The 25245-nt window shown below is 41.4% G+C and carries 19 protein-coding genes; 9 read left to right on the forward strand and 10 right to left on the reverse strand.

Going from position 1 to position 25245, the window contains the following annotated elements:
• Nucleotides 1–7: 7 nt before the first annotated feature.
• From BKK52_RS06505 to hldE, 5 genes are all read right to left on the reverse strand, one after another.
• Entirely contained in the window at nt 8–1471 is a 1464-nt protein-coding gene (locus BKK52_RS06505; RefSeq protein WP_077420953.1) for a L,D-transpeptidase family protein, read from the reverse strand.
• Nucleotides 1472–1558: 87 nt separating this feature from the next.
• Nucleotides 1559–3580, reverse strand: a complete 2022-nt coding sequence (gene prc, locus BKK52_RS06510; protein ID WP_077478294.1) for a carboxy terminal-processing peptidase — start codon at nt 3578–3580, stop codon at nt 1559–1561.
• A 30-nt stretch (nt 3581–3610) separates the two neighbouring features.
• Complete coding sequence (proQ, locus tag BKK52_RS06515) at nt 3611–4249, reverse strand: RNA chaperone ProQ (RefSeq protein ID WP_077474128.1); 639 nt, start codon at nt 4247–4249, stop codon at nt 3611–3613.
• A 327-nt stretch (nt 4250–4576) separates the two neighbouring features.
• Entirely contained in the window at nt 4577–4846 is a 270-nt protein-coding gene (gene rpsO, locus BKK52_RS06525; RefSeq protein WP_005628925.1) for a 30S ribosomal protein S15, read from the reverse strand.
• 186 nt (nt 4847–5032) lie between these two features.
• The gene (gene hldE, locus BKK52_RS06530; protein ID WP_077420951.1) at nt 5033–6463 is read right to left on the reverse strand and encodes a bifunctional D-glycero-beta-D-manno-heptose-7-phosphate kinase/D-glycero-beta-D-manno-heptose 1-phosphate adenylyltransferase HldE; all 1431 of its coding nucleotides are present in this window, start codon (nt 6461–6463) and stop codon (nt 5033–5035) included.
• Nucleotides 6464–6560: 97 nt separating this feature from the next.
• On the opposite strand from hldE, the gene BKK52_RS06535 reads away from it, so the two are divergent.
• The 6 genes from BKK52_RS06535 (at nt 6561) to gltS (ending at nt 15030) form a co-directional block, all read left to right on the forward strand.
• A complete protein-coding gene (locus BKK52_RS06535) occupies nt 6561–7496 on the forward strand; it encodes a Kdo(2)-lipid IV(A) acyltransferase (RefSeq protein WP_077420950.1) in 936 nt (311 codons plus the stop codon).
• Nucleotides 7497–7570: 74 nt separating this feature from the next.
• Complete coding sequence (gene parE, locus BKK52_RS06540; protein ID WP_077420949.1) at nt 7571–9469, forward strand: DNA topoisomerase IV subunit B; 1899 nt, start codon at nt 7571–7573, stop codon at nt 9467–9469.
• Between the two features lie 22 nt (nt 9470–9491).
• Complete coding sequence (gene nirK / locus BKK52_RS06545) at nt 9492–10664, forward strand: copper-containing nitrite reductase (protein WP_077420948.1); 1173 nt, start codon at nt 9492–9494, stop codon at nt 10662–10664.
• 55 nt (nt 10665–10719) lie between these two features.
• Nucleotides 10720–11295, forward strand: a complete 576-nt coding sequence (locus BKK52_RS06550; protein ID WP_077420947.1) for a DUF805 domain-containing protein — start codon at nt 10720–10722, stop codon at nt 11293–11295.
• 229 nt (nt 11296–11524) lie between these two features.
• Entirely contained in the window at nt 11525–13783 is a 2259-nt protein-coding gene (parC, locus tag BKK52_RS06555) for a DNA topoisomerase IV subunit A (protein WP_077478297.1), read from the forward strand.
• Nucleotides 13784–13815: 32 nt separating this feature from the next.
• Nucleotides 13816–15030, forward strand: coding sequence for a sodium/glutamate symporter (gene gltS, locus BKK52_RS06560; protein ID WP_077420945.1), 1215 nt, complete (start codon nt 13816–13818; stop codon nt 15028–15030).
• Between the two features lie 123 nt (nt 15031–15153).
• On the opposite strand, the gene BKK52_RS06565 is transcribed toward gltS, so the two are convergent.
• The 3 genes from BKK52_RS06565 to metC all read right to left on the reverse strand — a co-directional run bounded on the left by BKK52_RS06565 (nt 15154) and on the right by metC (nt 18386).
• Nucleotides 15154–15660, reverse strand: coding sequence for a DUF2301 domain-containing membrane protein (locus tag BKK52_RS06565; RefSeq protein WP_077420944.1), 507 nt, complete (start codon nt 15658–15660; stop codon nt 15154–15156).
• A gap of 80 nt (nt 15661–15740) precedes the next feature.
• Nucleotides 15741–17096, reverse strand: coding sequence for a UDP-N-acetylmuramate:L-alanyl-gamma-D-glutamyl-meso-diaminopimelate ligase (gene mpl / locus BKK52_RS06570; protein WP_077420943.1), 1356 nt, complete (start codon nt 17094–17096; stop codon nt 15741–15743).
• A gap of 99 nt (nt 17097–17195) precedes the next feature.
• Entirely contained in the window at nt 17196–18386 is a 1191-nt protein-coding gene (gene metC, locus BKK52_RS06575; protein WP_077420942.1) for a cystathionine beta-lyase, read from the reverse strand.
• A 351-nt stretch (nt 18387–18737) separates the two neighbouring features.
• Between metC and pgsA the strand changes: the two genes are divergently transcribed.
• Nucleotides 18738–19304: a CDP-diacylglycerol--glycerol-3-phosphate 3-phosphatidyltransferase gene (gene pgsA / locus BKK52_RS06580; protein WP_077420941.1), complete on the forward strand. Its 567-nt coding sequence runs from the start codon at nt 18738–18740 to the stop codon at nt 19302–19304.
• An 89-nt stretch (nt 19305–19393) separates the two neighbouring features.
• Here the strand turns inward: pgsA and metF are convergent, their stop codons facing one another.
• Entirely contained in the window at nt 19394–20284 is an 891-nt protein-coding gene (gene metF, locus BKK52_RS06585) for a methylenetetrahydrofolate reductase (protein ID WP_077474134.1), read from the reverse strand.
• Nucleotides 20285–20492: 208 nt separating this feature from the next.
• Between metF and BKK52_RS06590 the strand changes: the two genes are divergently transcribed.
• Both BKK52_RS06590 and BKK52_RS06595 read left to right on the forward strand, forming a co-directional pair.
• Nucleotides 20493–21749 carry a paraquat-inducible protein A gene (locus tag BKK52_RS06590; protein ID WP_077420939.1) on the forward strand — a complete coding sequence of 419 codons (1257 nt, stop codon included), beginning with the start codon at nt 20493–20495 and terminating at the stop codon, nt 21747–21749.
• Complete coding sequence (locus BKK52_RS06595; protein ID WP_077420938.1) at nt 21727–24399, forward strand: PqiB family protein; 2673 nt, start codon at nt 21727–21729, stop codon at nt 24397–24399. The genes BKK52_RS06590 and BKK52_RS06595 overlap by 23 nt, the downstream gene beginning before the upstream one ends.
• 117 nt (nt 24400–24516) lie before the next feature.
• On the opposite strand, the gene folE is transcribed toward BKK52_RS06595, so the two are convergent.
• The gene (gene folE / locus BKK52_RS06600; RefSeq protein ID WP_077420937.1) at nt 24517–25173 is read right to left on the reverse strand and encodes a GTP cyclohydrolase I FolE; all 657 of its coding nucleotides are present in this window, start codon (nt 25171–25173) and stop codon (nt 24517–24519) included.
• Between the last annotated feature and the right edge of the window lie 72 nt (nt 25174–25245).

Genomic DNA, 25245 nt, shown 5'->3' on the forward strand with positions numbered 1-25245 from the left:
GTCAAGATTAAAGATATTTTTTCACCGTATTCCAGTTTATTTCATTGTTCCCTACAGCACTGTCATACTTGTAAATATCCGGTAATACTTTGGTTTGACCATTATCAACCCACGCAGTGACATAATATAAGAAAACAGGATTATCGGAACGAACATTTGCTGAAGTTGTTTTCTTGCTCGCTAGCACATTTTTCTTACGTTCATCAGACCAGCCTGCTTCTTTTAACAAAATACCTGCAAGCTGAGAGGATTTTTCCACCCGAACACAACCGGAACTTAAGGCACGATCTTTACGGGAAAAAAGCCCATGATTTGGCGTATCGTGCAAATAAATCGCATCGGAACTCGGCATATTAAATTTATAATTACCCAGCGCACTGTCACCCGGTGCTTGGCGAATTCGATAAGGGAAGTTTTTACCAATCGTATTCCAGTTGATGGAATAAGGATCGATGGCATTACCTTTACTATCTAAAATGCTATAACCATGTGCGGCTGCATACCCTGGGTCACGTTTAAGTTTCGGCACAATATCTTCATTAACCAAACGCGTTGGCGCATTCCAAGGTGGGTTGACTACAACATTACTTAACTTACTGTACATCACCGGTGTGCGACGCTCATTTTTCCCCACAATAACTCGGGATTCTAAAACCAAACGACCATCACGATAGTATTGCAACTGGTAGCTTGGAATATTCACGAAAATACCATTATAGAAATCGGGAATCACACGTAAACGTTGTGCATTAACGGCTAATTTTTTCCCTGTTGGTGTAATACCCGATGCTGAAATCATTGAGGATAAGGCTTGAATCGTTTGCTGGTAATGCGTATTCTGCGTGGATAATCCTTTGACATAAGCCAAAAGTTCTTGATTTTTAACCGCACTTAGCCAATGTTGGATTTGTTCATCAGCGGGTTGTTGGGCTTTATAACTGTTTGATGAATATAACCAACGTTGTGCTTGCTGATTAATATTTGTGCTGTAATAAAGATAATCCAAAAAAGCATCACTGAGTAATACATCGTAGGTTAACCCACCGGTCTGCTCTGCTTGGCTTAGCTGTTCTAAAGATTGCGCCGAGCGTTTTGAAATACCACTTGCAACCATTGCCGCATATTCACGCAAAAATTGTTTTTCAGCGGCCTTGTCCTGCCATAATAACGCATAGCGATGCTCTGCATAGAGTTTGGCAAGAAGCGGTTTAAACTGTAGATGCTGTTCACCGATTTCATGAATGAGCGACATTTCAAGCATCGCTTGTTTTTCCGCCGCCAATCGGGCTTGATCTTCTTTAATTTCCGCCTCTAATTTCGCCCTCTCTTCCGGCGAAAGTTTTGACATATCAATGCTTGATACCGTTTGATTTGTGGTTGAATTTTTCGCCCAATCTGCCAATGCACAACCCGATGTTATCATCGACAGGGATAACGCCAACGCCCCTAATTTTACTGTTCCTTTCAACATAAACGTTCCTTAAAGATTTTACGAAACAGACCGCACTTTATAAAAGTGCGGTCAAAATTCAATGATTTTTTATTTCTGTTTTATTAATTATTTCTTACCGCTTAATTTCACCAAGTCTGCTGCCATTTTTTCTGCTTCTTTTAAAAAAAAATCCGGTGCTTCATAATCTTTTGGTAAGGCATCGATATTTTTTAACGGTTTCTTACCTTCACGCTTAAAACGCTCATTGATATCTTTCAAGCGTCTTGCCTCATCACTATCATTCTCTGCTTTACGCTCTTGGTAGTTCAAAGACATAAATTTACGATTGCGGCGTTCATCACGGATTTTGAGCTCTTCATTTAATGCAATAAACTCAGGATCTTTTGCTATACGCACCTGATGATTTTTGTCTAATACTGAAACATACCGGCGGGCATTACCGATTTCAGAATACATTGCTGCCGGAATTTTATCCCAAGGAAGCGCATTATCCTCTTTCTCCTCACCGTTTTCTTTTGCATCAATCACTTCAGGGAAATGAATATCCGCCGAAACCCCTTTTAACTGCGTTGAACCGCCATTGATACGATAGAATTTTTGAATGGTATATTGCAACACACCCAATGGGGTTTGATCTAAATCATACACAAAGTTTAATGAACGGCTTTGTTGAACTGTACCTTTACCAAAGGTATTTTGCCCAATAATAATGCCACGATTATAGTCTTGCATCGCTGCAGCAAAAATTTCGGAAGCTGATGCGCTGAAACGGTTAATCATCACAATTAACGGACCTTTATATTGTTCTGCACGATCATCATCTTCATGTATGCGAATACGTTGATAGGCATCACGCACCTGCACCACCGGGCCATCTGTAATAAATAATCCGCTCAATGCCACCGCTTCCGTTAAAGCTCCACCACCGTTCTCACGCAGATCCACAATCAAGCCTTTCACCTGTTTTTTCTCGGCTTTAACCAATAATTTTTTCACATCTTCCGTCAAACCAATGTAGAAACTTGGAATTTTAATCACACCAATATTTTCCCCATCCACTTTTTCAACGGTTAATTTTGCCGCCTGATCTTCAATGCGCACTTTATCTCGCACCAAAGTTACAATACGGGATTTGCCACCTTTAGCCGGTTCAATTTCCAAGCGAACTTTAGAACCTTTTTTCCCCTTAATTTTTTCAACAATATCTTCCAAACGCCAACCTACAACGTCTTCAATTTCCCCTTTTTCCTGCCCGACTCCGACAATTTTATCGCCGGCCTGCAATTTTTTACTGCGTTCTGCCGGTGCTCCCGGAACAAGAGATTTAATCGTTGTTTCGTCATCTTCCGCTTGTAATGTCGCACCAATTCCTTCCAAAGAAAGATTCATGCTTTCATTAAAACTTTTTGCGGTACGTGGTGCAAGGTAACTGGTATGGGGATCGATTTCACGGGCAAAGGCATTCAAATAGGTTTGAACAATATCATCTGCTTTTGTTTGTGTTAAACGACGAATGGCTAAATTATAACGTTTTGTCAGTTTATCTTTAATTTCCGGCCATTTTTTATCTTTCAACTTCAAATTGATCACATCATTTTTCACCCGCGCTTCCCAAAGACGGTTTGCTTCTTCTTCCGTTTTAGGAAAAGCCGCTTTTTCACGATCAATTTCAATTTGATCCTTGCCGGTTAAGTTAGGCTCTTTATCTAATAATGATAGCGCATAAGCATAACGCTCATAACGACGTTTCATCATTAAATCATAAATAGCAAAGGCGGCTGAAAGATCACCTTGGTTAAGTTGATCATCTAATTGTGCCCCATATTTGCTGCGCAATTCATCCACATCCGATTGCAAAAACATATTGCGGCTATAATCAAGATTTTTGATATAACGATCAAAAATCTTCTCGGAAAAGGCATCATCAAGCTGAAACTTACGATAATGCGACTGTGTTAAGCGCGTTGTCGCACGTTTTGTTGCCAGCTGATTTTCTTCTGTCGCAGTAGGAATTTGAATATCGCTCAACTTCAATTTAGGTGCAACGGCAAAGCCCACATTGGAATGAAAAAGCAACGCACCTAATACCGCACTTGCTAAAAGACTTTTAGACATTGTGAATTTCATTTAACCTTTCCCGATAATAAAAATAGCAAATTATGCAAACAGACGATCCGCATTAACGTTCATCACCAGACCGTTTTCAAGCTCAACACGTGCCGAATCTTTCAATACTTCAACCACCGTGCCTTTTTTCGCTTGCTCGCCTACTTTCACCTTAACAGCCGAACCTTTAGAAAGTGTGGCAAAATCGACCGCACTTAATTCCATTTTTGGCTTACGTGGTACTTTTGGATTATTTTGGCGGCGGGGTTGACGTTTTTGTTGTGCTTTTTTCGCTGCTAGATCTGCTTTGCGTTTTTCTGCAAATTTCGCTTTCGCTTCAGCAAGCTGTTGTGCGGCATGAGCAACGTGTTCTGCCTCTAATAAGCCCACCGGATTACCATATAAATCTACACGCTCCGCACCTTCACGGCAGCCATGTAAATAACGCCAGTTTGAGGTGTATTGACGAAGTGCATGGCGCAATTGGGTTTTACTTACACGCTCATCGTCTTTTAACGCTTCCGCCAAATCTTGGAACAAACCAATTTTTAACGGTTTTGCTTCACCTTCTAAAATAAAGCAAAGTGGAAATTTTTCAGCTAAATACGCAATAATTTCCTTGTTATTCGTTAATTTTTGTCCGTTTTCCAATGTTTCTTCAATCTGCACATCAAGTTGAGAATCTGTCATTTTTTGTCCTAGTACTAAAAATAAAAAACTTGCGTAGTTTATCGCACTTTAATAAGGCTTGACAATGGCTCAAAGGATAACTCTTTTAGCATTTTATGAACAAATTTTGTGATTTTCATAGACGATACGATTTCTTTCCCGAAGTACGTACCATCCCACATAAATTCGCTCAACTTCTTCTCTAAAACCCCATCATTTTTTAACCGCACTTTGCCTATTTTTCTGTCTAAAATATCATTCACCTATAAATACGATATTACTCAAATATTTTTCATATAAAAAAGCCCTCAAAACTGAGGGCTAAATTGCTTAATATTGTAATAAAAATTAGCGACGTAAACCTAAACGGGCGATAGTGCTTTGATATAAAGCAAGATCAGTACGTTTTAAGTAGTCTAAAAGTTTACGACGACGGGAAACCATACGTAATAAACCACGGCGACCATGGTGGTCTTTTTTGTGCTCAGCAAAGTGAGCTTGTAAGTGGTTGATTTGTGCAGTTAATAATGCGATTTGCACTTCGGAAGAACCGGTATCTTTCGCATCACGACCAAATTCAGCAACGATAGCTGCTTTTTTTTCAGTACTTAGAGACATGTTTTACTCCTAAAAGGTAGGGTTGTTGATACATCATTCGCCGATCTCTAACCCAGCGATGATAAGGAGTGGGCATTCTATAAGTAGAAGCAAACAAAATCAAGCAATAGATGTGATTTCCTAAAAAGTAGATAAATAATATGGTAAAAAGGTTGGGATATCCCAACCTTCTCTTATCTACTCTACTTAATCTTTCAATGCTTTGATTTTCTCAATAACATTAGTGGTGGAACAACCGTTTTCAAAGTTGAGCACTTTCACTTCCCCACCATTTGCCCACACTTCTTGGCTACCGGCAATCTCTTCCGGTTTGTAATCACCGCCTTTTACCAACAAATCCGGTAGGATTTCACCAATTAGGCGTTGTGGGGTGTCTTCCGTGAAAGGCACAAGCCAATCCACGGAGGACAACCCTGCCAATACGGCCATTCGGGTGTCAAGATTGTTAATTGGGCGGGTTTCGCCTTTTAAGCGTTTGACGGAATCATCGCTATTTACCGCAACAATTAAACGATCCCCTAATTTACGGGCATTTTCAAGATAAGACACATGCCCCGGATGCAAAATATCAAAACAACCGTTTGTCATCACAATTTTTTCTCCACGGGCTTTGGCTTGCTTAACGGCATCTTTAAGTTGTCCCTCTGTCATCATCCCAAAACCGGTTTCCGGACGGGCGTGAATGGCATTTTCAAGCTCGACATTAGAAACCGTTGACGTCCCCAATTTACCCACCACAATACCTGCGGCAACATTGGCTAAATAACAGGCTTCTTCAAAGGAACGTCCATCGGCAAGGGCGGTTGCCAACACGCTAATTACGGTATCCCCTGCGCCGGTCACATCAAAGACTTCTTTTGCCACTGTAGGGAGATGATAGGGTTCTTGATTAGGGCGCAACAAAGTCATCCCTTTTTCTGAGCGGGTCACTAAAAGTGCGGTCAATTCAATATCAGAAATTAATTTTAGCCCTTTTTCGATGATTTCTTCTTCCGTGTTGCATTTCCCCACCACGGCTTCAAATTCTGCCATATTCGGTGTGAGCAAGGTAGCACCACGATAACGTTCAAAATCTGTCCCTTTTGGATCGATAAGTACCGGTACATTGGCTGTTCGTGCAATTTGGATCATTTTTTGCACTTCTTTTAACGTGCCTTTACCGTAATCGGAAAGCACCAAAGCACCATAATTTTTGACCGCACTTTCTAATTTGGTCAGCAAATCTTTGCAATCCACATTTTGGAAATCTTCTTCAAAATCAAGTCGTAAAAGCTGCTGATGGCGGGATAAAATACGCAATTTGGTAATGGTTGGATGGCTGCTTAATGCCACGAAATTACAATCAATTTTTTGATTTTTTAACAAATGCGACAATGCCGCACCGGTTTCATCTTGCCCAATCAAGCCCATCAACTGAACCGGTACATTGAGTGATGCAATGTTCATCGCCACATTCGCCGCACCACCGGCACGCTCTTCATTTTCTTGCACACGCACCACCGGCACCGGTGCTTCAGGTGAAATACGATTGGTGGCACCAAACCAATAACGATCAAGCATAACATCGCCTAATACAAGGACTTTTGCCTGTTTAAATTCTGCTAAATACTGAGCCATATTATTCTCTCTTGGAAAAATTGGCGTGATTTTACCATAAGTCATTTTTACGTTAAACTACCGCGCAATTTCACGAGGAATGAATGATTAACTGCCCATGAAAAAGACCAAACTGCCAACCTTTCAACCTGCCTTTCTTGCGCCAAAATATTGGGGCTTTTGGCTTGCTGTGGGGATTTGGCGTATGCTACTTTTATTGCCCTACCCAATTTTACGCCATATTGGAAACGCATTAGGCTGGCTTTTTTCTCGGTTGAAAATCGGCAAACGCCGGGCGGCTATTGCACGCCGAAATCTGGCACTTTGCTTTCCCGATATGCCGGAAAGCGAGCGAGAAACCCTGTTACAAGAAAATTTACGCTCAGTGGGCATGGCCATCATTGAAACGGGTATGGCATGGTTTTGGTCTGATGCCCGTATAAAAAAATGGTCGAAAATTGAAGGATTACATCATCTCAAAGCGAACCAACAAGACGGCATTATTTTTGTTGGTGTGCATTTTCTCACATTAGAACTTGGCGCACGCATTGTGGGGTTACATCACCCCGGATTAGGTGTCTATCGCCCCAATGATAATCCGCTGATGGACTGGCTACAAACCCAAGGGCGCTTGCGTTCAAATAAAGATATGCTGGATCGCAAAGACCTTCGCGGTATGATTAAAGCTCTGCGTCAGGGGGAAACCATTTGGTATGCGCCCGATCACGATTACGGGCGAAAAAATGCGGTGTTTGTGCCATTTTTTGCCGTACCTGATGCTTGCACTACCACCGGCAGCTACTATTTATTAAAATCTTCACCAAAAAGTAAAATCATCCCCTTTGCACCGCTTCGAAATAGAGATGGTTCCGGCTACACGGTGAGTATTTCCTCTCCGGTGGATTTCACCGATTTAGATGATGAAAAAAGCATTGCAATACGCATGAACCGGCTTGTCGAAAAAGAAATTCTAAAAGGTGTGGCGCAATATATGTGGCTACACCGCCGTTTTAAAACTCGTCCAAATGAAAGTGATCCGAGCTTATATGATTAAAGTGCGGTCGAAAACAACCGCACTTTTTGATACACTCTCTGGCAATTTTTTTCTCTTTAATGAATAACCTAAACATGACAACGCAATATTCAGCTCAAGAAATTACGGTGTTAAAAGATCTTGAACCGGTGCAAGTTCGTCCCGGTATGTACACCGATACCACCCGCCCTAATCACCTCGCACAAGAAGTGATAGATAACAGTGTAGATGAAGCCCTTGCCGGGTTCGCCACAAAAATTGAAGTGATTTTACATGCCGATCAATCCCTTGAAGTCATTGATAACGGTCGGGGAATGCCGGTGGATATTCACCCGACTGAAGGAGTTTCCGGTGTAGAGGTGATTTTAACCAAGCTTCACGCAGGCGGTAAATTTTCCAATAAAAACTATGAATTTGCCGGTGGCTTACATGGTGTGGGGATTTCTGTGGTAAACGCCCTTTCCGAACGGGTGGATATTCAAGTTAAACGTAATGGTGAAGTGTATAAAATTGCCTTTGAAAATGGGGTGAAAGTCGAAGAATTGGAAGTGATCGGCACCTGTGGCAGACGTACCACCGGCACCACCGTTCATTTTAAACCTAACCCAAAATATTTCGATAATGCAAAATTTTCCGTCAGCCGCCTACGTCATTTATTGCGAGCCAAAGCCGTGCTTTGCTCAGGGCTGGAAATCAAATTCACGGATAAAGTTAACAATACCCAGGATGTTTGGCTATACGAAGACGGCTTGTCCGACTATCTTATTGAAGCGGTCAATGGCTATGAAACCCTCCCGGAAAAACCTTTCGTGGGCGAATTTAAAGGGAGTAATGAAGCGGTTAGCTGGGCGTTATTATGGCTACCTGAAGGTGGCGAGTTAATCGGTGAGAGCTATGTGAATTTGATCCCAACCATTCAAGGGGGGACACACGTCAACGGCTTACGCCAAGGTTTGCTTGATGCCATTCGAGAATTTTGCGAATTCCGCAATTTGCTTCCCCGTGGGGTCAAACTGACCGCTGATGATATTTGGGATCGCTGCGCTTATATTCTTTCGCTCAAAATGCAAGATGCCCAATTTGCCGGTCAAACCAAAGAACGCTTGTCCTCTCGTCAAAGTGCGGTCTTTGTGAGCGGTGTTTTAAAAGATGCCTTTAGCCTATGGCTTAACCAAAATGTGCAAGATGCGGAAAAACTCGCTGAAATGGCGATAAGCTCTGCCCAACGCCGTTTGCGTGCAGCGAAAAAAGTGGTACGGAAAAAATTGGTGAGTGGCCCCGCATTACCGGGTAAATTAGCAGATTGTGGTTCTCAAGATCTGGAGAAAACCGAGCTTTTCTTAGTGGAAGGGGATTCTGCGGGAGGCTCTGCCAAACAAGCCCGAGATCGTGAATATCAGGCGATTTTGCCTTTGCGTGGAAAAATTTTAAATACTTGGGAAGTGTCACCGGAACAAGTGCTTGGATCGACTGAAATCCACGATATTGCGGTGGCATTGGGTATCGATCCGGACAATGATGATCTCTCCCAACTCCGCTACGGAAAAGTCTGTATTCTTGCCGATGCGGATTCCGACGGCTTACACATTGCCACGCTACTTTGTGCGTTATTCTTACGCCATTTCCCAAAATTGGTACAGGAAGGGCACGTTTATGTCGCCATGCCGCCGCTTTATCGCATTGATTTGAATAAAGAGGTGTTTTATGCCTTAGATGAGGGGGAAAAAGAGGCAATTTTAGATCGCTTGAAAAATAAAAAAGGCAAACCAAACGTTCAGCGTTTCAAAGGTTTGGGTGAAATGAACCCCGCTCAACTACGGGAAACCACCATGGATCCAAATACCCGCCGCCTTGTGCAACTCACCTACCAGTCAGAAGAAGAACAAGGCAAAGAAACCTTAGAACTGATGGATATGTTACTGGCGAAAAAACGTTCCGAAGATCGCAAAAACTGGTTGCAAACCAAGGGTGATCAAGTAGATTTAGCCGTGTAATTGACAATAAAGCAGGTAAAAAATGAACGAACGACGCCGTGATTTTCTTAAGAATACCACATTAAGCATTGCCACATTGAGTCTCGGAGCAGGTTTAATTCAAATGCCGGCTCAAGCGGAAGGCAAAACCATGGAAAAAACCTTCACAGAACTACCTGAAATTGAGGCAGAAATCACACTTGCACCGCAGGTGCCAAAACCCGTTGATCGCAATTATCCGGCAAAAGTAGTGGTAAAACTGACCGCACTTGAAAAAATTATGGAATTGATGGAAGGGGTACAATACAAATTTTGGACATTTAATGGCAATGTGCCGGCCCCCTTTATTCGGGTACGGGAAGGCGATATAGTGGAGGTAAAACTCTCCAACTCTGCCAGTTCAATGATGTCTCATAGCATTGATTTTCATGCGGCAGCCGTCCCAATGGGTGGCGCAATCGCCAGTGAAACTGCGCCAAGCAGAACCGGAACCTTTCAATTTAAAGCCTTGCGTTCGGGCATTTATTTGTATCATTGTGGTAGTCAGCCGGTCGCCGTACATCTTGCCAAGGGAATGTATGGCTTAATTTTAGTTGAGCCAAAAGAAGGTTTACCAAAAGTCGATCGTGAATTTTATATTATGCAAAGCGAATTTTACGTGAAAGGGCAATTTGGTGAACCGGGTTTGCAGCCCTTTAGCATGAGTAAAGCCATTGATGAACGCCCTGATTATGTGCTATTCAATGGCAAAGTCGGTTCCATGATGGGGGAAAATGCCCTTCAAGCCAAAACCAGTGAAAAAATTCGTTTCTTTATTGGTAATGCCGGTCCTAACCTGGTTTCATCATTCCATTTAATCGGTGCGGTGTTTGATAATGTCTATGTGGAAGGCGGTACATTGCTCAACCATAATGTGCAAACCACGCTGATTCCCTCAGGTGGTGCGACTATTGTGGAAACCCAAATTGATGTGCCTGGTACTTATGTATTTATGGATCATTCCATTTTTCGTGCCGCTAACAAGGGAACAATGGGACAAATTGTAGTTACGGGAGAGCAAAATCCGTCCATTTATTCCGGTAGATTAAAAGATGAACCCATTAAAAATGACCCGAACCCACAAAAACCGCAACCTGTGCCTTATGAAATCGACAGTCATAAAGGCATGATGCAACACAACCATGCAGATATGGAAAGCGGCGCGACGAAGAAATAATCTAAAAGTGCGGTCAAATTTTTAATCATTTTTGGGCAGATACAAAGAAAATTTTATGGATACCATCATCTCTTATTTTTTAATTTGTTGGCAGAAAAAGTTTAACTATCAAGGTAGAGCAAGACGACTTGAGCTTGGGTCTTTTTTACTTGTGACATTCATTATTGCTGCCGGTTTGCAAACGATTGAAATGCTGATTAAAGAATATATTTATCCTTATCCGAATTTTATAAGTATAGATTTCACATCAATACGCCAAGAACAAAGCTATTCAATTAAAGAAAACATTTTTTCTTTTCATGCCTTTACTACGGTTTATTTTATAATTAGCTTGGTTCCCTTGTTTTCCGTCATCGGAAGAAGATTCCAGGATTTAAATAAATCAAAATATTGGATTTTCTATTTGCTGTTTCCTGTATTTCTAATTTTCATTGGCTTAGCTCGCCTCATGTTATTTTTATATTTTGGTATAACAATTTCATTTCAAGGGGAAGATTATAAACTCTACACCCTTACGGCTTTTGGAGTTTTTTTACTTTATTACATTTTCTTAATCCTAAAACTGTTATTCCAAGAAGGCGAACCCAAAGAAAATAAATACGGAAAATCACCAAAACAAATAGAAAATTAACTGCACTTTTTAGTGCAATTTTCGTCTGTCTGAACGTAGCAAGTTCAGAAAATTGCCGTAAAGAAAATTGAAACTAAGCAAAGCACAGCGATTTAACTGGGGCGTGTTTTCTTTGCCTACTTTCTTTTATACGAGTAAAAGAAAGTAGGTCACTTATTGAGCGAAACCCGATATAAATAACATCACGGCGTATGTATTACGTCAACAAAAAACAAAGAACCAAAAAACTATGACCACAAATATCAACTACGAAGGCATTGAGCAAATGCCGCTTCGCACTTTCACTGAAAGTGCTTATCTCAACTATTCCATGTACGTCATTATGGATCGTGCATTGCCTTTTATTGGTGACGGTTTAAAACCGGTACAACGCCGTATCGTTTACGCCATGTCGGAACTGGGGTTAAATGCCACGGCAAAATATAAAAAATCCGCCCGTACCGTGGGGGATGTGTTAGGTAAATTCCATCCACATGGGGATTCTGCTTGTTATGAAGCGATGGTGCTAATGGCACAGCCCTTTTCTTATCGTTATCCCTTGGTGGACGGACAAGGCAACTGGGGGGCACCGGATGATCCAAAATCCTTTGCGGCAATGCGTTATACGGAATCACGTCTTTCCAAAATTTCTGAAATTTTACTTTCCGAACTTGGACAAGGCACGGTGGATTATCAACCAAATTTTGACGGCACTTTAGAAGAACCCCAATATTTACCGGCACGTTTACCCCATATTTTGCTTAACGGCACCACAGGTATTGCGGTGGGGATGGCAACGGATATTCCCCCTCATAATATTAATGAAATTGCCGATACCGCCGTTCATTTACTCGATCATCCCAAAGCCAACCTTGACGATCTCTTAAACATTGTGCAAGGACCGGATTTCCCAACAGAAGCCGAAATTATTTCACCAAAAGCGGAAATTCGTAAAATTTATGAACAAGGCCGTGGATCAATCAAAATGCGGGCGACTTGGAAAAAAGAAGAAGGTGAAATCATTATTTCCGCCCTTCCCCATCAGGCCTCGCCGTCTAAAATCATTGCCCAAATTGCCGAGCAAATGACCGCAAAAAAATTGCCGATGGTCGAAGATATTCGTGATGAAGCCGATCACGAAAACCCAATTAGAATTGTGATCGTTCCCCGTTCTAATCGGGTGGATACCGATGCTTTGATGGCGCATTTATTTGCCACCACCGATCTGGAAAAAAGCTATCGGGTAAATATGAATATGATTGGGCTTGATCATAAACCGGCAGTGAAAGGCTTAGTGCAAATTCTCAATGAATGGTTACATTTCCGCCGTACTACTGTCACACGTCGTTTACAGTATCGCTTGGATAAAGTGCTCGCCCGCTTGCATATTTTAGAAGGGTTAATGATTGCTTTTTTAAATATTGATGAAGTGATCGACATTATCCGTCATGAAGACGACCCTAAAGCGGAATTAATGGCTCGTTTTAAACTCAGTGATGAACAAGCCGATGCCATTTTAAATTTACGGCTACGTCACTTAGCGAAATTAGAAGAGCACCAACTCCGTGCAGAGCAGGATGACTTAGAAAAAGAGCGGTCAAATTTAGAGGCGATTTTAGGTTCTGAACGTCGTCTGAATACGCTCATCAAAAAAGAGATCCAAGAAGATGCCAAAAAATATGCCAGCCCAAGGCTATCGCAATTAGTCGAACGTGAAGAAGCCAAAGCGATTTCCGAAAGTGAAATGACACCGGCAGAACCGGTTACGGTTATTTTATCGCAAATGGGCTGGGCACGTTGTGCAAAAGGTCATGATATTGATCCAAAAGCATTAAGTTATAAAGCAGGCGATGGCTATCTTGCTCATGCCTATGGTAAAAGTAATCAAGCCGCTGTATTTATCGATAGCACAGGACGCAGCTATGCTATTGATCCCCTAAGCTTACCTTCCGCCCGTTCACAAGGTGAGCCTCTTACCGGTAAATTAACCCTACCGCCAGGAGCAGGTATTGAACATGTGGTGATGGCAGCAGAACAACAGCCCTTACTGATGAGTTCAGATGCAGGATATGGCTTTATTTGTAAATTTGAAGATTTAATTGCACGTAATAAAGCAGGAAAAGCCTTAATTTCTTTACCGGAAAATGCCAAAGTGCTGCCGCCTAAAATTCTGCCAAATTCAACCGCACTTCTTGTTGCCTTAACGTCAGCCGGTAGAATGTTGATTTTTCCGGCACAAGATTTGCCGGTATTATCAAAAGGTAAAGGCAATAAAATTGTGAGTATTTCCGCAACGAACGCAAAAGATCGTAGCGAATTATTAGTCAAATTATTGCTCATTTCAGATCAAGCCAGTCTTGAGTTCCATTCCGGTAAAAGAAAAATCACATTAAAACCGGAGGATCTGCAAAAATTCCAAGCGGAACGCGGTAGAAAAGGATCACCGCTTCCCCGTGGCTTACACAGTAACGTAGATATTGTCGTGATCGAACCTGAACACAACATATAAATTTTCCGAAACCAATTAGAGGAGTATATTTCGTGAATATTGTATTTGATACTTATCAAACACTTGCACTCGCAAGTCTTGTTTTATTGCTCGGCTATTTTTTAGTAAAGCGCATTAGCGTACTTAAAAATTTTAACATTCCCGAACCCGTTGTCGGCGGTTTCATTGTCGCTATCGCCTTAGCCATTTGGCATCAGATAGATAGTACTTCCTTTACTTTTGAGAAAAGTTTACAAACCACAATGATGTTGGTTTTCTTCTCATCAATCGGTTTAAGTGCAAATTTTGCCCGTTTAATAAAAGGCGGTAAACCGCTTATTGTTTTCCTCTTTGTGGCAGCTGCATTAATTTTCTTCCAAAACGTTATCGGTATTGCCGGTACACAGGTTTTAGGCATTGATCCTGCCTATGGCTTATTGGCAGGCTCTATCACCTTAACCGGTGGTCATGGCACCGGTGCGGCTTGGGCTGAAACCTTCATCAAAGAATTTAACTTACCGGCAGCAACCGAAATCGCTATGGCTTGTGCCACTTTCGGTTTAGTGTTTGGCGGTATCATCGGTGGCCCTGTTGCACGTTTCTTATTAAATCGTCAAAAACAAGGGGAAAACCCGGAAAATGATGAAGTTGATGATGTACAAGAAGCCTTTGAGCATCCCACCTATCAACGTAAAGTGAACGCCCGTTCTATCATTGAAACCATTGCGATGATGTCTTTCTGTTTATTGATCGGTCAATATCTGGATAGCATGACAAAAGGCACAGCATTACAACTTCCAACCTTCGTTTGGTGTTTGTTTACCAGTGTGATTATCCGTAATACCCTAGCGCATATTTTCAAATTCCGTGTAGCCGATTCAGCCATTGATGTATTAGGTAGCGTAGGCTTATCCATTTTCCTCGCTATTGCTTTAATGTCATTAAAACTTTGGGAATTGGCAGGTCTTGCAACAGATGTACTCATTATCCTTGCGTTTCAAGTTGCGTTTATGGCATTTTTTGCCATTTATGTCACTTATCGAGTGATGGGTAAAGACTATGATGCCATCGTGCTCAGCGCAGGGCACTGTGGTTTCGGTCTGGGTGCAACACCAACTGCGGTGGCAAATATGCAGGCAATCACAAGCCGTTTCGGTGCGTCCCACAAAGCCTTTTTAATCGTACCCATGGTAGGCGCATTTTTTATTGACTTGATTAATGCCTCATTATTAAAAATTTTCTTCGTTGTAGTGACTTATTTACACTAATGAAATATAAAAAGGGCGGTAAAATTATTCGCAAACTCACTTACTCGTTTGCTCACCCCTATCGGGGGCGTTGGAAAAGCCAACGCTCAAAAACATTATTTTTTATGACCGCTCTTTTTCATTCTAAACCTGATATTTTGTTTTATCTCCAATATCAAAATGCAACGGCATCCGCCATTTTTGTATGGCAAGAAGTAACATCAACATCCCAACAATAATGGATAAAACACGGGTCAGCATTCCCCCCTCAAATACCCAAACAAACCAGAGTATTGCGACAAAAACAGGTTGTAAATTTAATAAAGGTACACGAAAACAAAAGTATTCCTTAAAACAAAGCCCCCCTAATGTCATCAAAGCCCCACCTAATGCCAATTCATGCCAGCCCAAAATATAAAAGACCAAACCAATCCAAGTGGCAAATTGAAAGGTGAGACGAAAATGTTTGAGGTAAATATGCAAAGAAGAGGCACAACAGGTTGCGGCAATCAAAATAGCCACTTCTGCCTCAGCGGGAAACCAACTCAGCAGTAAAACAGCAAAAGCTGCGACAACAAAGCCTGTTCGATAAATCACCACAGTAAGCTTATCCCAAGCATCCATTGGGGATTGAATATGCGGATCAGCCATTTTTTCTCCTTTTCTAATAATAAAACAAAAGTGCGGTCAGAAATGATTTATTTTCCAACCGCACTTTAACCCATAGATTATTACTTGAGCTTATCTAAGATTTTCTGATGAATACCACCAAAGCTGCCATTTGACATCACCAAAATATGATCCGTGGGTTGAGCTTCAGCAACGATCATATCTACTAATTTATCAAGATTGGCCGTCCAATATGCCGGTTGTACGCACTGTGCGGCAATTTCCGCAACTTCCCAAGGAATATTATCCGGCTGTAACATAAAGACGACATCCGCTCTGCCCAATGCCGGCGCAATTTCATCTTTATGTACGCCCATTTTCATGGTATTTGAACGAGGCTCTAATACAGCAAGAATTCGAACACCACCGCCGACTTTATCACGCAAGGCGGTTAACGTGGCTAAAATCGCTTCAGGGTGATGGGCAAAATCATCATAAACCATAATCCCTTTTACTTCCCCTTTCACCTCTAAACGGCGTTTGGCATTAATAAAAGATCCCAAGGCTTCACAGGCTTTTTCCACCGATACCCCGGCATGATAGGCTGCGGCAATTGCCATTAGCGCATTATGCATATTATGTACTCCTACCACATTCCACGTCACTTCTGCCACTTTTTCCCCCTGATGGAATACGGCAAAATGGGAGGCATCTGTCGTGATCCGCTCAGCAAACCATTCCTTATCTTCCCCGATAAATTGTTGTTCAGACCAATAGCCCATGGCTAAGGTATCTTTTACACTTTGCTCATTGGCAAAAGAAAGAATGCGCCCGCTTGACGGGATGGTGCGGATCATATGATGGAACTGGCGTTGAATGGCTTTCAGATCATCAAAAATATCTGCATGATCAAAACTGATATTATTGATAATGAGGGTTTTGGGGTTGTAATGCACAAACTTAGAGCGTTTATCAAAAAATGCGGTGTCATATTCATCGGCTTCAATAACAAAGAAATCGCTTTCTCCTAAACGGGCAGATGTTCCAAAATTACCGGCAATACCGCCAATTAAAAAGCCGGGTTTCAAGCCGTTTTGCTCTAAGATCCAAGTTAGCATACCAGTTGTAGTGGTTTTACCATGTGTTCCTGAAACCGCCAAAACCCAACGATTTCTTAATAAGTTATCATGTAACCACTGAGGGCCTGATGTATAGGGTAAACGGTTTTCCAATATATATTCTACACAAGGGTTACCACGTTTTAGTGCATTGCCAATAATCACCATATCCGGTGCCGGTTGAAGTTGATCTACATCATAATTGGGAATAATATCAATATTTTGTTCTTGTAAAAAAGTGCTCATCGGCGGATAAACATTGGTATCCGAACCGGTTACTTTATATCCCATTTGTTTGGCGATCATCGCAACGCCGCCCATAAATGTACCGCAAATACCTAAAATATGAATATGTTTCATTGTTATCCCTTTTTCTATTAAAAATGGCGGGTATGATAAATCAACTGAAGAAATGAGTAAATAAGGGCCTGGTTTCCAAGCCCTTTTATACAAATCATATTATACAATACGTTCAAAGCCCGCTTTCAAATCCTCAATTAATTCATCGGGATCTTCAAAGCCGATATGCACGCGAATGAGAGAGCCCGTGAGTTTTCGTGTGATATTTGGGCGAATTTTAGCAATCTCTTCCGGTTGATGGCATAAAATTAACGACTCAAAGCCCCCCCATGAATAGGCCATGGAAAAGAGCTTGAAATGATCCATAAATTGTTCAACTTGTTCATCGTTCAAACGTTGGGTTAATTCAAAGGAAAATAACCCACTTGCGCCTTTAAAATCACGTTGGAAAAATTCATGCCCCGGGCAACTTGGCAAGGCAGGATGATAAACGGCTTTAACTTGTGGCCGCTCAGTCAACCATTTTGCGATTTTAAGGCTACTTTCATGATGTTGTTTTAAACGTACCCCCAATGTGCGAATACCTCTTGCGGTGGTATAAGCAGAATCGGCATCGACCATTTGCCCCATTAAATAGGAATGTTCACGGAGCTGAGACCATGTACGGGCATTCGCCACTGCCGTGCCAATCATCACATCAGAATGCCCGACTAAATACTTTGTGCCCGCCTGAATAGAAATATCGATACCGTATTCTAATGCCTTAAACAATACGCCTGCTCCCCAAGTATTATCCATCATAATCACAATCTCAGGCTTCACTGCACGAGCGGTCTTTACAATAGCCGGGATATCCGGCACTTCCATAGTAAGAGAACTCGGTGATTCTAAAAACAGCACGGAAGTATTCGGTTGAATGAGTTGTGCGATGCGCTCCCCCATTAAAGGATCATAATAGGTGGTTTCAACCTGCATCTTTTTCAAAACGATGTTACAGAAATCTTGTGTCGGTTCATAAGCAGCACCGCTCATTAAAATATGATCACCGCTTTTTACAAAAGATAAGATCGCATTGGTGACCGCCGCTGCACCGCAAGGATAAAGATAGCATCCCTCTCCGCCTTCCATTTCACACATCAGATCTTGCAAGGCAAAATGCGTGAGTGTTCCACGACGTCCATAAAACAATTCGCCTTTATAACGATTTTTAGTGCAGTGTTTTTTCTCTGCGATAGTGTCAAAAACCAATGAAGAAGCCCGTTGAATTACTGGATTCACTGACCCTTGAGTAACACGTTTATTACGCCCGGCATGAACAAGTGTCGTGGATAATGAATGATTTTTAGCCATAAATTCTACCTTTATTTGACAAGATTAATTTAAATGATAAAACATTTGGATTGTACTTCATCTGCAGTTTTAGGCAATGGTGAAAATGCGATCATTTGTTATACTTCAAAACCGACAATGTAAACCAACAAGCGACGATAACTATTCATCTTACCTGATTAAGATATTAAAGCGTTAAATCAGGAAAATTAAGCTTTAAGAAGATCATTAAAAAACCATATAAGTGCCCCTCAAGAAATAAAAGGCAATCTTTATTAAATCTTTACAATAAAGCCACTTGATGTGGCTTTTTTTATCACGAGATATCCTTTAGAATAAAGGCATTAGTAACCAAAGTGCGGTTAATTTTTCATGAAATTTAATATCCCGACTTTTCTCACACTTTTTCGTGTAATCCTTATTCCTTTTTTTGTGATTACCTTTTATCTGCCTATTGAATCTGCCCCTTTTATTACCACTCTCATTTTCTTTATTGCCGGTGTGACAGATTGGCTTGATGGCTATCTTGCCCGCAAATGGAAACAAACCACCCGTTTTGGTGCATTTTTAGATCCTGTTGCCGATAAAGTGATGGTGGTTGCCGCACTTGTACTGATTGTTGAATATCAACATACCTTTTGGATCACAATCCCTGCGATGATTATGATCTCCCGTGAAATTATTATTTCCGCCTTGCGTGAATGGATGGCAGAACTGGGAGAACGCAATAAAGTGGCAGTGTCTTGGTTGGGAAAAGTGAAAACCACCTCACAAATGCTGGCATTGGGCGGATTACTGTGGCGTTATAACGTTTATATGGAAATATTAGCGATCGTTTTACTTTACATTGCCGCCATTTTAACGGTTTGGTCTATGATTCAGTACTTAAAAGTTGCCAAAGAAAATGTATTAGATGAGATAGAAAATAAACAAGCATAAACCCTGTCTTTCTCAAAACCTGCTTTCGCTTAAATGGCATAAAGGGCTTAGGATTTCTCCTAAGCCCTTAGCGTTTCATAAAATAGCAACTATTTGGTCACATGGGGACGAATGCCTAACATATGGCAAATGGCATAGGTCAGTTCGCTACGATTAAGGGTGTAGAAATGGAAATCGCTCACCCCTTCACTGGATAAAATTTTCACCATATCCATAGCCACACTTGCTGCTACTAGGTTACGGGTGGTTGGGTCGTTGTCTAATCCCTCATAGGCTTTGGCGAGCCAAGTAGGTATTTTCACATTGGTGAAAGAGGCCATTTTTTGCAGCTGTTTAAAATTGGTTACCGGCAAAATTCCCGGCACAATTTCCGTATCAATGCCGATAGAAGCACAACGATCACGGAAACGGAGGTAACTTTCAATATCAAAGAAAAACTGGGTGATCACATGGTTTGCACCGGCATCAATTTTACGTTTTAAGTTAATCAAATCCGCTTGCGCCGATTTCGCTTCCGGGTGTACTTCCGGATAAGCGGCAACGGAAATATCAAAATCGGCAACAGATCGCAATAATGCCACAAGATCGGCGGCATAAAAGGGTTTCTTTTCATAACCTTTCGGCTCATCGCCTCGTAATGCCACAATATGGCGAATACCGCTGTCCCAATAATCTTTCGCAATTTGCTTTAATTCTTCAGGTGAGGCATCAATTCCGGTTAAATGCGGTGCGGCTTCTAATCCGGTTTCCTGTTTAATCGCTTTCACAATACTGTGGGTGCGATCCCGCTCGCCCGAATTAGCCCCGTAGGTAACCGACACAAATTTAGGCTCTAAGACTTTTAAGCGATGAATAGACTCCCACAACATATTTTCCATTTTTTCATTTTTAGGCGGGAAAAATTCAAAGGAAATATTGATTTTTTTATTAAAATCCACAATGTTTTGATTCAAATTATTAATTTCTTTCGCATAGCTCATATGACGTTTCCTATTAAAATGGTATGACCTTGCTACAATAAAATAAGTTTATCTATGATGTCAATTTTAATAAATTCATAAAAAACATTAATAAAATCCATAGTGTTTTTACAAAAAATCTTCACACGCCCCCACATTAACTTCACAAAAGAGAAGAAATCAGGCTAAAATACGCCAATTTTTTTGACCGCACTTTGATAAGCTCGTCATGACGACACCAAACTTACCCTCTACCCGCTATAAAATCGCCCGTTGTGGTGAATGCGATGAAGTCGTCTCCATAAGCTATCCCTTACCAAACGATGAACATGCCCAATGTCCTCGTTGTCATCATATTTTAGCGACAACCAATCGTTGGTCACTCCATCGCTGTGCGATGATTGCCCTTTCTCTTCTTATCCTTATGCCTTTTGCGTTGGGCTATCCTCTCTTAAGTCTTGATTTACTCGGCGTAAGGGTTGATGCCTCCGTATGGGAAGGCATTTGGAAAATGGCCACTGCCGGCTACCAATATACGGCTTTTTTAGTGTTTATTTGTGCCGTATTAATGCCCATTTCTTTTGCAATTCTGGTTTTGATGTTGTGGTTTGCAAAGCAATTAGGCATTCGCCCGCGTAATGTCTTACTTTTTCTCGGCTATATTAAACCTTGGGTCATGTTTGATGTCTATCTCGTCGCCCTTGGCGTTTCTATGTTTAAAGTCCGTGAATATGCGGCATTAGAGATTAACGCTTATTTATTTGCCTTTGTTTTCACTGCGCTTTTAACCACCCTTTTATTTATCAAAATTAATGTCAATGAATTATGGAATGAATTTTACCCTGAACACAAGCAAGCTCACGCCCCTCAGGGAGATATCGAACTTTGCACCGCCTGCCAGTATTCATTTCCTCATTCAGAGATAAAACAACTTCAAGGGCATCCAAGCTGCCCTCGCTGCGATTCACGCTTGGATATTAGCGAATCCATTAAATTACAACGAACATGGGCATTGCTTATTGCCGGTATCATTATGCTCTTTCCGGCAAATTTATTGCCTATATCAGGCGTCTATTTAACCGGTGCACTATCAGAAGATACCTTAATGTCCGGTGTGATATCATTTATCCACATGAAAAGTTATTTTGTCGCTTTTGTCGTGTTCTTTGCCAGTATTTTTGTGCCGATAAGCAAAATTTTTATTATGCTGTATTTGCTCGCCAGCGTGCATTTCAAGTGGCAACATTCAATAAAATGGCAAATGCGCCTTTTACATATTGTTCATTTCGTAGGACGCTGGTCAATGCTGGATCTTTTTGTTCTGGCACTGATGATGTCACTGGTGACACGAGGACAAATTATTAATTTTACCGTGGGACCGGCAGCCTTTTATTTTGGCGCTGCCGTTTTCCTCACGATGATGTCAACCTCACAATTTGATAGCCGACTTATTTGGAAAATTTATGACCGAAAAACAACACAATAACGAACATTCAACCAATCATCCAGCAAGTATTGCCTCTCAGTATAAGGCGGTTCAAGCGGTGTTACGCAAAAATCGAAAAGTTTCACCTTTTTGGTTATTGCCCTTTATTGCCCTTTGCATTGGTGCAATTTTATTTTTTCAGATCGTTGAAGAACAAGGTAAGAGTATCAAAATTACCTTTACCAACGGTGCAGGTTTAGCCGCTGACAAAACCCCTATTCGCTATCAAGGCTTACAAATCGGGGTGGTAAAAAAGGTGAACTTCACCGACAATATGCAAAAAGTTGAAGCGATCGCCAATATTTATCCTGAAGCCACAGGCGTGCTACGTGAAAATACCAAATTCTGGGTTGTGCAACCCAGTGTTTCTCTTGCCGGGATTTCCGGATTAGACTCCTTGGTATCAGGCAACTACATTACCCTCCAACCGGGCGATGGTGAGAGTGAAGATGAATTTATTGCTCAAGAAAAAGGGCCTATCGCCCAAGTCACCCCCGGTGATTTGCTCATTCATTTAGTATCCGATGATCTTGGTTCGATCTCCATTGGTGCCGCGGTTTATTTCAAAAAATTACCGGTCGGGAAAATTTATGATTACCGCTTTAATAAAGAGAATAAAGTCGAAATTGATGTGGTGATTGATAAAGAATATGCCCGTTTTGTCAAAAAAGACTCACGTTTTTGGAATATCAGTGGTATCTCTGCCAATATTACACCGGCTGGCTTAAACTTTAATATGGAAAGTGTCAATTCTATTGTGCAAGGTGCAGTGTCTTTTGACTCCCCTTCCAACAGCCCGGAGGCGACAGAAAACACTACTTATACCCTTTATAGCAATCTCCAAGCGGCAAAACGGGGGATTAATGTAAATATTACCATTCCAACCGTTACCGGTTTAGAAGAAGGACGCAATGATGTGTATTATCAAGATGACAAAATCGGGGTTCTTTCCGAACTAAATACCGTTGAAAACAATGAAAATATTTTGCAAGGCACATTACTTATCGATCCAAATCAAGCCAATCTATTAAAAACCAATACACGCATTGTACTTCGCAATAAAAAACCGACATTAGGTGATTTAACCGATCCACAACGGCTTTGGCGTGGCGATTACTTTGAAATCATCCCGGGTGAAGGGACGGAACGCTTACAATTTGATGTAATCAAAGAAAACGAATTACTCTTAAAAACCCCTAATACCTTGGTGATTAAATTAACCGCACCTGAAAGCTATGGCGTATCGGAAGGTCAATCCATTTACTATAACAACATTGCAATCGGTGAAATTATCAACCAGAAAATAGGGATCGACGGTGTGGAATACGAGGTTGCCATTGCCTCTGCCTACCGCAATTTAATTAATCCCAATACCCTTTTTGTTGCCGCCTCTAATCTGGATGTAAACATTAGTGCTGATGGCGTACGATTTGGTGCAGCTTATCCTGAAAAATGGCTACAAGGCGGTATTCGTATTATTGCGAAAAAAGGACTGGGTGAGGCACTTAAAACCTATCCGCTTTATAAAGATGCACAAAATGCGGAATATGGAATCACCGGCAATTTAGTAGAACCCAGCATTACCTTAAAAACCCCAACGCTACCGAGTATAAGCAAAGGTTCTATTGTGCTTTATCACCAGTATGAAGTGGGAAAAATTACGAATATTCAACCTCATGCAAACCACTTTAATGTGGATGTCTATATTTATCCGCCTCACAAACATTTGCTCACCGATAAAAGTGTCTTCTGGGTAGAAAGTGCGGCACAAGTGGATATTACACCAAAAGGTATCAGTATTCAGGCTACCCCTATTGCCCGTTCATTAAAAGGGGCGATTAGCTTTGATAACAGCGGTTCAGGAAAAAATACCACGTTGTATGCCAATGAACTTCGAGCAAAATCTGCAGACCATGTGATTACACTGGTTACCGATGATGCCTCCAATCTCAGCAAAGGTATGAGCTTACGTTATCTGGGATTGTCCATTGGTGAGATAGAAAGTGTGACATTAGATACAAAATCGCGCAAGATTACAGCAAAAGCCTTTATCAATCCAAACTATATGGGAACCATTGCCAAAGAAGGTTCGATGTTTAAAGTGATTTCACCGCAAATTTCTGCCGGTGCGATTGAAAATCTCGACAGCCTTTTACAACCCTACATTGATATAGAAGTCGGTAATGGAAAAGCGAAAACACAATTTAATCTTGCAAAAACCACTGAAAGCCGAAATAAATACAGCCAAGGTGTGCCATTTATTCTTGAAACCAATGATGCAATGAACTTAACGGAAGGCTCACCGGTGCTTTATCGCGGTATTGAAGTGGGAACAATTCGTAAATTTGATTTAAATAGCCTCGGTGATCGGGTGCTGATTCACATTGCTATTATGCCTAAATATCAACATCTTGTGCGTAAAAACACCGAGTTTTGGGTGGCATCAGGCTATGATTTCACGCTGGGTTGGCAGGGAGCGAAATTTAACACCGGTAGCGTGCAACAGTTGCTGAAAGGGGGAATTTCCTTCTCTACGCCATCGGGTACTGTAGTTCAACCTCAAGCCCAGGCAAATCAACGTTTCTTATTACAAATTAAACGCCCAAATGAAGCCGCCACTTGGAATTCCGGCACACTACCGACACAATAAAATCTGTTAATATTTTAACCGCACTTTCTTTATTTTTATTTATGATAGGGATACCTTGTCGGTATCCACTATAAAATTTAATAGTTTAAAAAGGACACCGGTATGGTGTCCTTTTCTTTACTTTTGTACCGTTGCCAAAAACTCTTTGCGGGTGTCCCGGTCTTCTAAAAAAACACCGCCATAGGCAGAAGTCACGGTGTAGCTGTGGGTATCTTTAATGCCACGGGCTTTCACACAAAAGTGGGTGGCTTTCACATAAACCGCCACATCGTCGGTTTCAAGAATCGTTTGAAAAGCGGTGAGAAGCTGTTCCGTTAAGCGCTCTTGCACTTGTGGACGCTGGGCAAAAAAAGACACAATTCGGTTAATTTTAGACAAGCCTATTACCCAATCTTTCGGGTAGTAGGCCACACAAACTTTGCCGTCAATGGTGACAAAATGATGCTCGCAGGTGCTGGTGAGGGTGATGTCATTGACTTGCACCATTTCACTCACTTTCATCTGATTTTTAATCTTCGTTATTTTCGGGAAATTAGCATAATCCATTCCGCTGAAGATTTCATCAATGAACATTTTCGCCAAGCGGTTTGGTGTTTCTTCCAAACTGTCATCAGCCAAATCCAACCCGATGAGTTTCATCACTTCATTCATATGTTTGGCAATGCCAATGCGGCGTTCATCTTGATTTTTTATCGGGTCAATCATTGGGGTTTCAATGCCTTTGTCTCTTAATGCGTTTCTAACACTTAAGGCATCGGGTGAAATTTCGCTCATAACAGTCTGTCTTTCCTAAAAAAATGATGCGGTATTCTAGCAAAGGATAGGCAGATCGTAAAATGAGAAAAA

Source organism: Rodentibacter trehalosifermentans, assembly GCF_002000545.1.
Lineage (GTDB): Bacteria > Pseudomonadota > Gammaproteobacteria > Enterobacterales > Pasteurellaceae > Rodentibacter > Rodentibacter trehalosifermentans.

Coding starts and splice junctions, on each gene's coding strand:
- BKK52_RS06505 (WP_077420953.1), bottom strand. CDS start 1,471: ATGTTGAAAGGAACAGTAAAATTAGGGGCGTTGGCGTTATCCCTGTCG.
- prc (WP_077478294.1), bottom strand. CDS start 3,580: ATGAAATTCACAATGTCTAAAAGTCTTTTAGCAAGTGCGGTATTAGGT.
- proQ (WP_077474128.1), bottom strand. CDS start 4,249: ATGACAGATTCTCAACTTGATGTGCAGATTGAAGAAACATTGGAAAAC.
- rpsO (WP_005628925.1), bottom strand. CDS start 4,846: ATGTCTCTAAGTACTGAAAAAAAAGCAGCTATCGTTGCTGAATTTGGT.
- hldE (WP_077420951.1), bottom strand. CDS start 6,463: ATGGCTCAGTATTTAGCAGAATTTAAACAGGCAAAAGTCCTTGTATTA.
- BKK52_RS06535 (WP_077420950.1), top strand. CDS start 6,561: ATGAAAAAGACCAAACTGCCAACCTTTCAACCTGCCTTTCTTGCGCCA.
- parE (WP_077420949.1), top strand. CDS start 7,571: ATGACAACGCAATATTCAGCTCAAGAAATTACGGTGTTAAAAGATCTT.
- nirK (WP_077420948.1), top strand. CDS start 9,492: ATGAACGAACGACGCCGTGATTTTCTTAAGAATACCACATTAAGCATT.
- BKK52_RS06550 (WP_077420947.1), top strand. CDS start 10,720: ATGGATACCATCATCTCTTATTTTTTAATTTGTTGGCAGAAAAAGTTT.
- parC (WP_077478297.1), top strand. CDS start 11,525: ATGACCACAAATATCAACTACGAAGGCATTGAGCAAATGCCGCTTCGC.
- BKK52_RS06565 (WP_077420944.1), bottom strand. CDS start 15,660: ATGGCTGATCCGCATATTCAATCCCCAATGGATGCTTGGGATAAGCTT.
- mpl (WP_077420943.1), bottom strand. CDS start 17,096: ATGAAACATATTCATATTTTAGGTATTTGCGGTACATTTATGGGCGGC.
- metC (WP_077420942.1), bottom strand. CDS start 18,386: ATGGCTAAAAATCATTCATTATCCACGACACTTGTTCATGCCGGGCGT.
- pgsA (WP_077420941.1), top strand. CDS start 18,738: ATGAAATTTAATATCCCGACTTTTCTCACACTTTTTCGTGTAATCCTT.
- metF (WP_077474134.1), bottom strand. CDS start 20,284: ATGAGCTATGCGAAAGAAATTAATAATTTGAATCAAAACATTGTGGAT.
- BKK52_RS06590 (WP_077420939.1), top strand. CDS start 20,493: ATGACGACACCAAACTTACCCTCTACCCGCTATAAAATCGCCCGTTGT.
- BKK52_RS06595 (WP_077420938.1), top strand. CDS start 21,727: ATGACCGAAAAACAACACAATAACGAACATTCAACCAATCATCCAGCA.
- folE (WP_077420937.1), bottom strand. CDS start 25,173: ATGAGCGAAATTTCACCCGATGCCTTAAGTGTTAGAAACGCATTAAGA.